The following is a 13575-nucleotide window of genomic DNA, read 5'->3' on the forward strand; positions in this document are numbered from 1 at the left end:
CTCCATGTGGAAATCACTTGCATCACCCTGGGGTAATCCCCGGCGAAAAAGCGCACGCCAGGATGAACTGTCTCCAGCTTCTAAGGGCTGTTCAATGGCCTGGCTTCTGCCCGGGTTGTTAGCCTTTGGTTCCTTGCCCAGAGAAGGAGATAGCCAGCGCTTTCATCAACTTGGGATTCGCAGTGTACTGACCCTTTGTGCCGCTCAGGAAGGGGATATTCCAGCAGACATGCCTCAACAGTTTGATTGGTTGCGGGTGATGCTGCCGGACAGTCGCTATGCCGCTCGCCCGGATGCTACTCAAATGGCCCGTGCTGTGTGCTTCATCCATACACAGGTTAGCCAGAAGACTCCAGTATATGTACACTGCCTGGCGGGGATTGAGCGATCGCCTGCTGTTTGTATTGCCTACCTGTGCTGCCACCAGGATTTAGAACTATGGGAAGCCATTCATCAGGTGAAACAGGTTCGTCCCCAAGTCCTACTCACTGAGGTGCAACTCCAGGCTATCCGGCAATTGATTCCATAATCCGTCAGTAATTCTCATAGTGAGCTTCAAAGCCGAGAGTTCGTGCCCATAGGGCACGAACTCTCGGCTTTGAAGCCGAAGACCACTCGGCCCAAGCGAGCAGTCTTCGGGCTGAATCCAATTTCAAGTGTGTAGTTGTTGAGAGAGACGCTAAGCACTCTTCTTTCAAGAATCACACTTCCAGAACATAGAAATGAAGGTGTGCAAGAACGGCGTTTCATCCTAATCCTAAGCAGTTGTTACGCAAAAGAGTTGATGCCATCAGAAACAGGATTTGGATTTAAATGGAACATTACTGTGTACTGTTATGAGTACGGAGTAAAAACAGTTGTGTATATAAAACCGTTTTTTTACTGAATGCGATCGCCTATTTTTATCATCGCAATGTGGATTGTAAGAATATTCACGGAGCGATCGCCGACCAGTACACCCTGAACGAAGATACTATTCCGACCGTTACTGCCCTGAATGGCGTTTTAGCCAACGATTGTAGATCTAAATGGCGATCGCCTCACCTATAAGGCACGTCTGAGCAATGGGGCTGCCCTTCCTGAATGGCTTCGTTTTATTTAGCCTCCGCTTTCCGGGCAGCACTTTTATCGATGGGAATCGGGGCGATCGCCTGAGCCATCAGGCTCAACTGAGCAATGGCCACACTCTGCCAGCCTGGCTACGGTTTAACCCACAAAATCTCTTCCAGGGACTGCTGCCGGTTGCCTCTGAAGGTGCTTATAACCATTCGCCTGGTTGCTCGCGCTCGGCAGGGAGCACCGGCGTTCAGCCACTTTACTCTGCGGGTACGCTCAGATTCTACGAGAGTGGACATGCCCAACCCCACAAACATCATCTGAGGAACTAACTTTAACGACTCGGATATTGTGCGAGGAATGGTGGCGGGCGATTCTTAATGGAGTTCAGGCGAATACCCTTACCCGAACTCAAGTTAACTACTGCTCTTCAGATTAAGCGTGAAGAGGGGTGAGTGTTCAGCACTCACCCCTCTTCGTCAGATAGAAAGGGATATAAACCTTCTGAATTGTGCTCAGTCTCTAGTAAGCACAATCTGAGGGATTTAACCTGATCCCTATCGAATGATAGAGGTTTGATGGAAATAGAACTGGGAATATGAAGGATAGGTTTTTCGCCCATCCTCCATACCGTTAGCAGGCTGCCTGAAACGAGCTACGGGTGCAGGACACGGGCTCCAACTTCAGAGCTAGGAGCTGTTTGAGCCGATGGCGAAACCCGATTATCGGGGTTGTTACGCCAGGCGATGACATCGTTGTGAAGGACAGAAATCGCTCGGGTATATTGTGGGTCAGATTGGCTTGCCAAAGCGTTGGGCTCGGTGGCGAGGCGTCTTTGTTGAGCTTCTGTCAGGTTGATGGGGACATCCGGAGTAATGCCTCGGTGGCTGATGTCGGTGCCGTCGGGGGTGTAATAGTGAGAAATTGTTACGGCTAACCCAGAGCCATCCGAAAGCTCATGAACGGATTGCACCAGGGCTTTACCAAATGTCTGGCTACCTACAACTGTCGCCCGTCCATTATCCTTTAATGCTCCTGTTAAGATCTCACTGGAGCTGGCGGAGTTGCCATCTACCAGGACAACCAGGGGTAAGCGGGTGAGGGCGCTGTTGTCAGCCAGAGCCGATTCATTCGTTCCAACTCGGTCCACAATGCGTACCAGGGTACCATTTTGGATCCACATGCGAGCGATCGATAAACAGGCATCCACAAGGCCACCGGGGTTTCCCCGCAGGTCTAGAACATAGCCATCGGCTCCCTGTTCAGACAGATTCTGAATGGCCTCCTGCATCTGTTCGTCGGCATGGGCGCTAAACTCGGTCAAACGAATGTACCCAACCTTCATATCCCGTTCCTGGCGAAGGTTATAGGTGACGTTCGTGAGCTCAATCCGGGCGCGGGTCAGGATTACGTCGAATCCATTACCACCATTGCGGCTGAGGTGTAGAGTGATAGGTTTACCCTCCTCTCCGCGAATCCGTTCAGAAGCTTCTTCCAGGGTCATTTCATCGGTAGCCGCTCCGTCGATGAAGAGAATGCGATCGCCTGGCTGCACTCCAGCCTCAGCCGCAGGGGAGTTGGGGATCGGTTCTACAATCACCAAGGCATTCGTGCTGGAATCTTTGCTCAGGCGAATTCCAACGCCAGAGAGTTCCCCAGAGGTTTGGTTGGTGAGTGCTTCAAACTGTTGAGGAGTCATGAAGCGCGTATAGGGATCATCCAGTTGTTGTAGCGCTCGTCGCAAAGCTGCATAAGCTTCGTTGCGGGAGCTATACTCACGGCTCAGCAGTTCTTGGCGAGTTTCCTGCCAATTGACCTGATTAAAGTTGCTGTCGACGTAGCTGCGGTTAACAATTTGCCATGCCTCATCCAAAACGGCCTTGGGGCTGTCTTCTAGGGATGCTTGAACAGCGGTACTGAAGAGGGGGTTAACAATGGAAAGAGCTGCACCAGCCGCCGCTGCACTTCCCAAGAAGAGAGGATGCAAGGACGAACGAAATCGAGGAGATTGAGGCATAGTTTACGACTCGCTGTAAAAAAGACGGGCATAACAAGGAGCCTGAGCAGCAGCGGGAGGGCTGTGGCAAACCTCCGGCCTGCTGGACCGGATAATTGAAATTCCGCAAACCTGGCAAAAACGGTAAGCCCCCTGAAGATTGTCAGCTACCACTCTCTAAGCTTGCGAGGAGGGTGCGGTTTTCCTCTGTAACAACTACGACGATTCTCGCGGTCGGTACGGCAGAAAATCATTACGTTGTGTAAAAAATGAACGGACCTCACACCTACTTGCGAACACAGCATAACTTTGATCTGTGAACGTTTCCAGACTTTTATGTGACAGTTTCTAGAATACCCTTGCTCCCTCGCTCAATTGATATAGAGTATTAATACGTTTGTACTTTTTGGCTACTTTTTTTAGGCTTTTTCTCTGTTTGTATCTTATGTGGGGGCGATCGCCATGACCGTTGAGCAAACGAGTCAACTGATTCAGCTCATTCTCAATTCAACCCTAATGGTGGCGGTATGTGGGTTGGTGCTGATGGGGTTGCTGGTGCGTCAGGGAACACTTCAGCAACAGTTGCACTGGATTAACCGGGAATACCGCGAGCAACTGATGGGCACGGCAATTTTACAGGGCGATCGCTTTCAACAGTTGAAAAGCCAGCAGCAGGAGTTACGTCGGCACTACAGACAAATCCACGCCAGCATTTTGATTGCTTACAGTGCGTTGTTGCTGCTGCTGATCAGCTCGCTAATGCTAGCCTTGCGGAGCTTGTGGAACCAGGATTGGTTGATCCCAGCTTCGATGGTGATGTTCGCGGTGGGAAATGGTGTGATGGTGTTGTCAGTCGGGATGGCTCTAGTTGAAATTCGTAGCGCGTCCAATTCTCTATTAGGTGAGTTGCGGGATTGGGTGCAGTGGCGCGATCCCGAGGGCATTCGTCCCCGATTAACATTGCCTAGGCGGCGATCCCGTCGAGTATCTGAAAAACGAGTGAACGTCGGATAAGGATTCAAGAGAGGGAGCGAAGCTCCCCCTCTTGAATCGTTACAGCTGAAATTGCCGAAAAATCTCATCCGCTGACCGGTGGAGAATGGAGTGGCGATAGACCAGTGCCTCCATGTCTTCGGCATAGCCGCCACCAATCACACAGGCGACGGGATGCCCTCGGGAGATGCAGGTGTGAAGCACCTGGAGATCGCGACGACGCAGGCCTGCATCGGTGAGAGCCAGTTTGCCAAGGCGATCGCCTTCATGAACATCCACTCCAGCGTCATAAAACACCAGATCGGGCCGTACCTGGCTCAGGACATCAGGCAGGTAATGGGCCAGGGTTTGCAAGTAGGCATCATCTTCCATGCCAGTCGGGAGGGAAACATCCAGATCACTGTTCTGCTTGGTGCTGGGGAAGTTGATATCGCAGTGCATGGAGAAGGTGAAGACGCTGGGATCGTCCTGGAAGATGTAGGCCGTGCCGTCGCCCTGGTGTACGTCCAGGTCGACAATCAAGATTTTCTGGGCGATCCCCAGTTGTTGGACGACTCGAGCGGCGATCGCCAAATCGTTGAAAATGCAGAAGCCTGCGCCATAGTGTGGGAACGCATGGTGCGTTCCTCCAGCTGTATTACAGGCCAGTCCTGTTTGTAAGGCCAGACGAGCTGCTAGCAGTGTTCCACTGGCAGCGACGCAGGTGCGGTTGACCAAAGCTGGGCTCCAGGGCAGGCCAATGCGGCGCATGGCTTTAGGGGAAAGACTGCCGCTGCAGTAGTCCTGCACATAGGCGTGGGTATGCACCAGTTCAATATGGTCCCGGGGGAGGAGTTCGGGCTCGAAGAATTGGTCTGGGGTCGCGACCCCATCGGTGAGTAGCAACTCGTAAAGCTTGCCAAATTTGGCCATAGGAAATCGATGGCCAGGAGGCAAGGGCGCAACATAATCGGGATGGTAGACCAGAGGAAGACGCATCGGGTCAGCCGGAAATGGGCAAATTTATGAGGTCGTCGTTTCGTCAGAATTGGCTGGATAGAACTCCAGGCGGTAGCGGTAGAGGGCAACGGGGCGATCGCCTGCCTGAGTAAAATCAGGATCCTGGGGCGATAGGTAAATTGCCGTTACTTGATCCGCTGTGAGGCTGGGCTCTCCCGGACGTGTTTCGGGAAAGCGTTGATAAGCGGTGGTTGTTTCTACCTGATTCAAATAGATTTGCGGTGAGCTACGAAATTCCTGCTGAAAAATTTCCGTAGTGATGAATTGGTTGTCGTCAGGGCGCTCGGTGGCGCGGGCAGTCACGGTTGAAACTAACAGGCGTTTGCCTTGCAATACTGTCAGCTGGCGGTTGGGGTTTTCTGGATCTACTTTAACGGCCAATACAGGACTTTGTCCGGTAGGGGAATCCAGGTAAGCATGGGCCAAGTTCTCTCCATTGAAAGCCCGATCGGCCACAATGGGTGGGGTGCGGGGGATCGATATGGGTAGCCAACTCGGCGGCTCTCGCTGTTCCGGCACGAAGCGGGCCTGAAACCGAATAGGCTGATTTAAATAAGAGCGATTACTTTCAAATCCGGGGGTCACAACATTTGGAGCCAGAGGTGCGACCATATCCACCAGAGTTGTGGCGACATCCCAGGTACCTGCGGCCCAATCCGGGTAGTACAAATCTCCTACTGCCGCTTGAACAATGGGCCGTTCCTCCCAGTTAGGAAATGTCGCTAGCCGTTGAGATAAAGGTCCTGCCCAGGCCGAGCCGCCACCCAGAAGCCATACCAACAACAACCCACACAACCAAAGCCCATGGTGAGACAGTCTAAGTTTTGAACGTTGCTGACGGCATTGTCGGAGCTGAGGAGGTGCGAGAGATAGATCTGGGCCTTGGGCCCGCATCCATCTCTCGTTCTTCATCAGCTTGGGAAGGGGTATCGATCGGTAGACAGGCGACATAAAGGATAGAACCGTTGAGGAACTGGAGCAGGGGCGATCGCACGACCTAATATAGCCTGGACTAACGCACTGTTGTCGGTTACAGCTACACGAAGAGCTGCTCCCCAGATTTCTAAAGAACTTGAGTTTTGAGTCCTCACGACTTGTCCATTCCTGTCCATTCCTGCTTCAGGTCCGGCTGCGATTCGGCGAAGGTCGTGTTAAAACAGGCGTGGCATGGTCAGTCTGCGCAGAAGTTCACTCTGGGCAGGAGATGAATCCCTGGCCTATCCTAAAGAAGTTTGCCTAAAGTTTCCCAATGCAGCTTGATGTATTGGGGAATGGTGTCTGGGGACGCAGATCGAAAGCCGAGGGATAGGGAGGGAGCATGGACCAAAAACAGAGACGGTGGGGGTTGGGGGCGCTAATATTGCTGAGCTTGCTTCTGGGGAAGCGCGCACTCGCCCAAACCATTCAACCCGCAGCCGATGGTACGGGTACTCAGGTACAGGTGCAGGGCGATCGTATCCGCGTCACAGGAGGCCGCACTTCGCAGGATGGCGCGAATCTATTTCATAGCTTTGAGCAGTTCGGTTTGACCGCTGATCAAATTGCCCTTTTCCAATCCCAGGCAGACATTCGCAATATCTTGGCACGCGTTGTGGGAGGCGATCCGTCTACGATTGACGGGCTGCTGCGAGTTGTCGGCGGCAACTCCAACCTATTTCTGATCAACCCATCGGGGATCATCTTTGGCCCCCAGGCCCGGCTCGATCTACCGGGTAGCTTCGTTGCTACGACCGCGACGGGAATCGGCTTCGGAGTGCGAGAATTTTCTGTGGTTGGAGACACGAACTACAGCAACCTGGTGGGCGATCCCACAAACTTTTCCTTTGCTTTGGAAGAACCAGGGGCGATCGCTAACCTCGGTAATCTTCGGGTGGCGAACGGTGACCTGTCTCTCTTCGCAGGGACCGTCATTAACACAGGCAGCCTGGCGGCCCCCAATGGCGATCTCACCGTGACAGCAGTGCCCGGTTCAAGCCGTGTACGCCTGTCTCAGGAGGGTAGTCTTCTGAGCTTAGAGCTAGAAGGGCTGGCTGACGAGAATCTGAATCTGCGTCCGGCGACTTTACCTGAACTGTTGACGGGAGGTGGCCTGAACAATGCTTCGCAATTGACGGTGAGTGCCGATGGTACGGTGCGATTGCAAGGTAGTGGCATCATCACAGCAGGCGATGTGGCCCTGGGGCGATCGCCCAACCCTTCTGTATGGGGTGGAAATATGCTGATATCCGCAGCAGATGACCTGTTGCTGAGTGAAGCGCAGGTGCAGGCGGCTGACGATCTGTTTTTGTTGGCTGGCGATCGCCTGCAGATACGCGATAGCAATACGAATGCAGTGCGGATTATCGCTGGGGATGACTTAGTGCTGCGTGGCAACAGCCAGGTCGATGTTTTTGCCCTCAGCCATCCAGATAGTGGCTTCTGGTCAGGGGGCGATATGACATTGCGATCGGCTCAAACCGTTAGTGCCGACGCCCACTTTTTCAGTGGAGGTAACTTCCGAATTCGCCAGTTGGACGGGGACATGGGTGATCTATTCAGTCCCTACGATCCCATCATTCGAGCCCAGGGAAATGTCAGCTTTAACAGCTATACCGGAGCCTCACTCCACGTCATTGCATCAGGTCGTGTAGTGATACCCGGAAGCATCACGATTACAGGGGCAGATCCGACGAACGGCTTGCAGGAGACCGTCACGCTTTCGAATGGCGACAGCATATTGATCAACGGTCGACAACGGCCAACGCTAGATATTCGGGCTGGGGTGCAACCCAACGTGGTGGGTTCAGGCATATCTGGTACGCCCCTACCTCCTGGATTGCGTATTCAAGCAAGGCCGACATCGGCCAACATTTCCATTGGCTCCATCCTGATTGATGCTCCCAATGGCCAGGTGTTCCTCAGTACGCAATACCAGCCAGACCTTAGCCTGCCGGGCGGTAATATTCGCGTCACCAGAGCTGATGGTATCTCAACCGATGCCTCTACGGGCTTAGGGGGAGATATTTTCATTGACTCCCGCGCCCGGTTTACCTCTGCTGGCACTCTGGATGCGGCTACCTTAGCTCGAACCTCTGGCGATATTGTTGTGCTGGCCCAGCGCAACATTGTGATTCGGGGCAGCGTGAATACCTTTGGAAATCGGGCTGGGGATATTAACCTTCAAAGCCGGAGGGATATCCGGATCAATGGGGAGCTGAATGCTGATTCTGACCTTGGTGCCGGAGGGGATATTGTGGCGCGGGCGGGTCGTGATCTAACCATTGCAGGGGATGTCTCCGCTACTGGAACGGATGGCCCCGGCGGCTCAGTGAACCTGCAATCTACCCGTGATGTGCAGGTTGGCAATGTAAGTACCCAGGCGATCGGTGGCACATCCAACCTGCCCTACTCAGGAGGCCGTATTCGACTGGCCGCAGTTGATGGCAACCTTCAAGCCGGTACCGTCACCACCTCCGGGGAAACCGGGAGTGGGGCGATCGCCCTTCGAGCTGGTGGCACCCTGGCCTTGCAAGACATCCTGGCAAGCTCCGGAATTAATGGAGTCGGTGATCCTATCTGGATTGGGTCGCAGGGAACCCAAACAATCAATAGCATTGCTGCCACCTCTGGCGGAACAGGAACGGACGTGAGCCTGGTGAGTCGGGAGGGATCTATCCGGATTGGGGATGTGAATACATTGGGGCGCGATCGCGGGGGAAACCAATTCTTCCAAGCTGCGGGTGCAATTGTGACCGGCAACCTCACCAGCTCTGCGTCAACTGGAGCGGCTGGTAATCTAACCCTCACCGAAGCCTTCAGGATTCAGACAGGCAATCTTTTGGCCTCTGGTGTTGAGGGTGGGAATGTCACACTGCAGGCCGCCGGTACGGTTGAAACCGGTGGCATTTTCACCCGCGGTTCGATAGGTTCTGGCGGAGATGTGTTAATTAATCCCGCAGGTGATGTGCAAGTGGAGCAAATTGATGCCCGTGGGGGAACTGACGGGCGGGGCGGGGCAGTCAGCATTGTCACGAATCGTTTTTTCCGGGCCACGGGGGGGACAAATGCTGACGGGAATGGCAGTCTGATCAGCATCAATACGACAGGAGGGTTGTGGGGTGGTCCCGTCGACATCACCCATGGTGGTGCTGCACAGGATATCCCCTTTACGGTAGGAGACGCTTCGGTTAACGGAACTGCTGGAAGTATCACCTCTGGTCGTTCTACCATTGCTCCCTCGCAATCCTTCGAGGGTGACTATACCCAGGGCAACATTGCCATTCGATCGCGCGAGGCTAATCCCGGTTCACAGGATGGAGATCCTCTGCTCAATGGAGATCCTCTGCTCGATGAAGATTCCGAGCTGGATGACGTGGCTAGGCCTCTTGATAACGAGACCTCCGATGGCCTGGTAGAGAATACTGCAAGGACGATCGACCAGGAGTTTTCCGATGACTTTGAGGATTACTTTGGTTTGCCTGAGAGTGGCGCACTGTCGCTTCAGGGGGTCCAGGGTACCCTATCGAATGTGGCCCAGGCTACCGGGCTTACCCCAGCGTTGGTCTATGTCAACTTTGTCCCGAGGGCCGTGGATACGGGCGACTCAGGAAACGACTCGTTAGAACTGGTGCTAGTCACTCCGGAAGGAGATCTCATCCGCAAACGCGTTTTACAAACGACGCGATCGCAAGTGCTTGCCACCGCTGCCCGCTTTCGCAATGAAGTGACCAATCCCGCCCGCACCCGTACGGCCTCCTACCTGGCTCCAGCTCAGCAACTCTACCAGTGGCTAGTCGCACCTCTAGAGGAGGATCTCCAGGGTCAGGGGATTGACAATCTGGCGTTTATTTTTGACCAGGGGTTGCGATCGCTCCCCGTAGCAGCCCTCCACGATGGTCAGCACTTCCTGGTCGAGCGCTACAGCATTGGCCTAATGCCGAGCCTTGCTCTGGTAGATACCCGCTACCGCGACATTCGCAACAACCAAGTTCTGGCAATGGGGGCTTCCCAGTTTACGGATCAGCTACCGCTTCCTGCCGTCCCCATTGAGTTGGAGGAGGTTGCTACTCAAGTTTGGCGAGGCGAGTACTTTTTAAATCAAGACTTTACCCTCAAAAACCTACTGGCGCAGCGCGACGCCCAGCCTTTTGGCATTGTTCACCTGGCTACCCATGGCGAGTTCCGACCCGGCGATCCTAGCAATTCCTACATCCAATTCTGGGATCAGCGGCTACAGCTCGATCAACTACGACAAATGAACCTGAACAATCCACCTGTTAATCTGCTGGTGTTAAGTGCTTGCCGTACAGCTATGGGAGATGCACAGGCTGAGTTGGGTTTTGCGGGGTTGGCTCTTCAAGCTGGGGTTCAAAGTGCTCTGGCTAGCTTATGGTATGTATCTGACGCAGGCACGCTGGCTTTGATGACCGAGTTCTACCAGAACTTGCAGGATGTCCCCATGAAGGCAGAAGCCCTGCGTCAAGCTCAACTGGCTATGCTGAGGGGAGAAGTACAACTGGATGGCAGAAGCCTTGTTAGCCGTCGTCGGGGAAGTGTAATTGAGTTGCCTTCCGAATTTGACAAGGGTAGTACGCCTAACTTGGCACACCCCTACTACTGGGCAGGCTTCACAATGATTGGTAGCCCCTGGTAACGCCTTAAACCCTACCTATTGCGTTTGGCATCTATATCTATACCCAATAGGTAGGGTTTCTGATAGAATTGTTTGCCCTATAACCTCTGTGGTGGATGCAGCATGGCGGACGGCTTAGAAAATTCCCTAACTCATCAAGAAGAGGCATTGCTGGAGCCGTTTGTCACGAGCTTAGATAGTCCAATATTTGGCCTACGCAATCTACCAGAAGTCGTCAAAGGTGCGCTGTTTTCTCGCTATAGCCGCAGTGATAAAGATCTGCGACGCATTCTGCTAGACGAATTTATCAAAGCACCCGAAGCCGACTTTTCCCGCATTGTCGGTGGCTCAACGCAGGATGGAGAGCAGATTGTCGCCATTCAGCAGGCCGAAGCCTTTTACGATCGCGTTCTGGTTGGGTACGGTGACGACTCCGTAGCGGAGTTGGGTGGCGCTCACCTGGCCTGTGAGGGAATCAGCAATATCGCTGCAAAAGCCCTGGAAGATAGCCGCCTCGGCATTTCTCCGCTGGAGAAGTCTACCCGATACGTGCCCTTTAACCGTAAGGTCAATGGCCGGTATCGCTACCATCGAGAAGCTTCTATCATGGCTTCATCCCATGCGTCTCTTTACGAAGCAACTCTCGATCATCTATTTGAAACCTACACAACATTAGTTGAGCCGTTGCTGGCCTGGGTTCAGTCTTGTACACCGAAAGACGCCAATACCTCAGATCGAGCTTATTACAATGCGACTCGTGCCAAAGCACTAGATTTGTTGCGGGGCTTGCTACCCATGGCCACCTTAACGAATGTTGGTCTGTTTGGTAATGGGCGAGCCTTTGAATATTTGTTGGTTAAGCTGGCTGCTTCCCCTCATGCGGAGGTTCATGCTTTGGGAGCCTCCATGCAGGAAGCCTTAGACCAGATGATTCCGTCTTTTGTCAAACGCTCTAAGTCTGAGCGGGGGCTGCAATATGCCCGCTACCTATCGACTAATCGCGATCGCACGCAACACCTCACCCAGAAACGCCTCGCGACCTCAGCACTCCCGCCCCCATCGCATGTCCAGTTAGTCGAGTACGACCCGGACGCAGAAGCGAAAGTCATTGCTGCTATTCTCTATCCCCACAGTGACCTCGCCTTCGAACAACTTCTGATAGAAGCTACCGAACTTTCGGTGGCAGAGCGTGAGGAGATTATTCAGACCTATGTGGGCGATCGCGCCTCCCGCTTCCATCGGCCCGGCCGTGCTTTTGAAGAAACTTACTACACCTTCGATGTGCTGGCCGATTTAGGAGCCTATCGCGACCTCCATCGCCACCGCGTGCTTACTCAGGAGCGTCAGCGTTACACCGTCCGTCACGGCCACATGATTCCCCCCGAGCTAGAAGAAGCCGGGCTAGCCGAACCCTACCGCAACGCTCTGGAAAAAGCTGCTGAAACCACCGAATGGATCGCGCAAGATTTGCCCATTGCGTCTCAATATGTTGTGCCCTTCGCTTACCGGGTGCGCTGGCGAATGAAGCTCAATCTCCGCGAGGTTTATCACTTTGTGGAGCTGCGGAGTGCTCGGCAGGGGCATCCAACGTATCGAGCGATCGCCCAGGAAATGTATCGCCTAATCCAGCACGTGCACCCTACCCTCGTCGCCTCCATGCACTTCGTTGATATGGAAAGCTACGCCCTCGAACGTCTTGCCGCTGAACAAAAAATTGATCTCAAACTAGAGCAACGTCAAGGGTAAGGGTAAGGACACTCATGCTCACCAAAATGAAGAAGTCGCCATCCCTCAGGAACGGCGACTTCTTCATTTTTAACCTGAGTTCGGGTTAAGGGCGTTTTCGAGTGCCACGCGTTGCGCGGCACTCGAAAACGCTGATTTTGGCGTGCGCTTTGCGCACGTCAAAATGAGCACTTCAGCTTATCCCGAACTGAAGTTTTTTAGTGACTATAGTGATTAATGATTCTCGTGGGCTTCGTAAGCACTCACAATCCGCTGCACCAACGCATGTCGCACCACATCTGCCTTCGTCAACTGACAGAAGGAAATGCCTTCAACATTCTTGAGAATATTAATCGCTACCGAAAGCCCAGATGTTTGTGTGCTGGGCAAATCTGTCTGGGTGACATCTCCTGTCACCACCATCTTGGAGCGAAACCCCAGACGCGTCAGCACCATTTTCATTTGAGCAGGCGTTGTATTTTGGGCTTCATCCAAAATAATGAAAGCATTGTTGAGTGTCCGACCTCGCATATAAGCGAGAGGAGCCACTTCAATAATTCCCCGTTCCATAAGATTGGGGATTTTTTCGGGCTCAATCAACTCGTACAACGCATCGTACAGTGGACGCAAATACGGGTCGATTTTCTGTTGCAAATCCCCTGGCAAGAAACCTAAGCGTTCCCCCGCTTCTACGGCAGGGCGCGTAAGAATTAGCCGCTCCACCTGATTAGAAAGTAGCGCCTGCACCGCAATCACTGCGGCGAGGAACGTCTTTCCCGTTCCCGCAGGCCCAATGCAAAACGTTAGGTCGTGATTGCGAATCGCTTCGATATATTGCCGCTGGCGAAAGGTTTTGGCGCGAATATCATCACCCTTACGGGTACGAGCCAGAACATCTTTCTGGAGCGTCTGCAAGTCATCTGTGCGGTGTGTATCAAGGGCGTGTCGAGCCGTCAGGATGTCAACTCCAGTGATGGCTCGGCCTTCACTCCAATAGGATTGGAGCGATCGCACTAAGCTCTCACTCTGCTGCACCTGTGACTCAGTACCCGACACAACAAGATCGCGACCCCGTAAAACAAAGGTCGCGCCAGTCAATTTCGAGAGTTGTTTTAAGTTCTCTTCCCGGTGGCCTGCGAGGGCGATCGCACTGTCTACACTGGGAAGTTCAATCGTGATGGCTGTTGCCATAAAA

10 protein-coding genes are annotated in these 13575 nt (G+C 53.4%); 5 read left to right on the plus strand and 5 right to left on the minus strand.

All coding sequences use genetic code 11. From position 1 onward, the window contains the following. Positions 1 to 4: 4 nt before the first annotated feature. Both NDI52_RS16150 and NDI52_RS16155 read left to right on the plus strand, forming a co-directional pair. Positions 5 to 529 carry a dual specificity protein phosphatase gene (locus NDI52_RS16150; protein WP_190772127.1) on the plus strand — a complete coding sequence of 175 codons (525 nt, stop codon included), beginning with the start codon at positions 5 to 7 and terminating at the stop codon, positions 527 to 529. 386 nt (positions 530 to 915) lie between these two features. Beyond that, entirely contained in the window at positions 916 to 1050 is a 135-nt protein-coding gene (locus NDI52_RS16155; RefSeq protein WP_277874388.1) for a hypothetical protein, read from the plus strand. Positions 1051 to 1711: 661 nt separating this feature from the next. Here NDI52_RS16155 and ctpB read toward each other — a convergent pair. Next, positions 1712 to 3073, minus strand: a complete 1362-nt coding sequence (gene ctpB, locus NDI52_RS16160; RefSeq protein WP_190772125.1) for a carboxyl-terminal processing protease CtpB — start codon at positions 3071 to 3073, stop codon at positions 1712 to 1714. Between the two features lie 441 nt (positions 3074 to 3514). Between ctpB and NDI52_RS16165 the strand changes: the two genes are divergently transcribed. After that, complete coding sequence (locus tag NDI52_RS16165; protein WP_190772124.1) at positions 3515 to 4066, plus strand: DUF2721 domain-containing protein; 552 nt, start codon at positions 3515 to 3517, stop codon at positions 4064 to 4066. A 39-nt stretch (positions 4067 to 4105) separates the two neighbouring features. On the opposite strand, the gene NDI52_RS16170 is transcribed toward NDI52_RS16165, so the two are convergent. From NDI52_RS16170 to NDI52_RS16180, 3 genes are read right to left on the minus strand one after another with little or no spacing between them, the layout of a single operon-like run. Beyond that, positions 4106 to 5023, minus strand: coding sequence for a histone deacetylase (locus tag NDI52_RS16170; protein WP_190772123.1), 918 nt, complete (start codon positions 5021 to 5023; stop codon positions 4106 to 4108). A 24-nt stretch (positions 5024 to 5047) separates the two neighbouring features. Then, the gene (locus tag NDI52_RS16175; protein WP_242035772.1) at positions 5048 to 5938 is read right to left on the minus strand and encodes a DUF6816 family protein; all 891 of its coding nucleotides are present in this window, start codon (positions 5936 to 5938) and stop codon (positions 5048 to 5050) included. A gap of 17 nt (positions 5939 to 5955) precedes the next feature. Beyond that, the gene (locus NDI52_RS16180) at positions 5956 to 6135 is read right to left on the minus strand and encodes a hypothetical protein (RefSeq protein WP_206754936.1); all 180 of its coding nucleotides are present in this window, start codon (positions 6133 to 6135) and stop codon (positions 5956 to 5958) included. A gap of 227 nt (positions 6136 to 6362) precedes the next feature. Between NDI52_RS16180 and NDI52_RS16185 the strand changes: the two genes are divergently transcribed. Beyond that, positions 6363 to 10676 (plus strand): CHAT domain-containing protein, encoded by a 4314-nt coding sequence (locus tag NDI52_RS16185; RefSeq protein ID WP_190772122.1) that lies wholly within the window; start codon positions 6363 to 6365, stop codon positions 10674 to 10676. Positions 10677 to 10778: 102 nt separating this feature from the next. Continuing rightward, positions 10779 to 12401, plus strand: coding sequence for an FAD-dependent thymidylate synthase (locus NDI52_RS16190; protein WP_190772121.1), 1623 nt, complete (start codon positions 10779 to 10781; stop codon positions 12399 to 12401). A 213-nt stretch (positions 12402 to 12614) separates the two neighbouring features. Here the strand turns inward: NDI52_RS16190 and NDI52_RS16195 are convergent, their stop codons facing one another. Continuing rightward, positions 12615 to 13571, minus strand: a complete 957-nt coding sequence (locus NDI52_RS16195) for a PhoH family protein (RefSeq protein WP_190772120.1) — start codon at positions 13569 to 13571, stop codon at positions 12615 to 12617. Positions 13572 to 13575 lie beyond the last annotated feature (4 nt).

This window comes from Leptolyngbya sp. PL-A3 (assembly GCF_039962325.1).
In the GTDB taxonomy this organism is placed as follows: Bacteria; Cyanobacteriota; Cyanobacteriia; order Elainellales; family Elainellaceae; genus Vacuolonema.

What these genes read in the sequence shown, in the direction of transcription:
- NDI52_RS16195 (WP_190772120.1), bottom strand. Translation starts at nt 13,571, where the DNA reads ATGGCAACAGCCATCACGATTGAACTTCCCAGTGTAGACAGTGCGATC.
- NDI52_RS16190 (WP_190772121.1), top strand. Translation starts at nt 10,779, where the DNA reads ATGGCGGACGGCTTAGAAAATTCCCTAACTCATCAAGAAGAGGCATTG.
- NDI52_RS16175 (WP_242035772.1), bottom strand. Translation starts at nt 5,938, where the DNA reads ATGCGGGCCCAAGGCCCAGATCTATCTCTCGCACCTCCTCAGCTCCGA.
- NDI52_RS16170 (WP_190772123.1), bottom strand. Translation starts at nt 5,023, where the DNA reads ATGCGTCTTCCTCTGGTCTACCATCCCGATTATGTTGCGCCCTTGCCT.
- NDI52_RS16185 (WP_190772122.1), top strand. Translation starts at nt 6,363, where the DNA reads ATGGACCAAAAACAGAGACGGTGGGGGTTGGGGGCGCTAATATTGCTG.
- NDI52_RS16150 (WP_190772127.1), top strand. Translation starts at nt 5, where the DNA reads ATGTGGAAATCACTTGCATCACCCTGGGGTAATCCCCGGCGAAAAAGC.
- NDI52_RS16165 (WP_190772124.1), top strand. Translation starts at nt 3,515, where the DNA reads ATGACCGTTGAGCAAACGAGTCAACTGATTCAGCTCATTCTCAATTCA.
- ctpB (WP_190772125.1), bottom strand. Translation starts at nt 3,073, where the DNA reads ATGCCTCAATCTCCTCGATTTCGTTCGTCCTTGCATCCTCTCTTCTTG.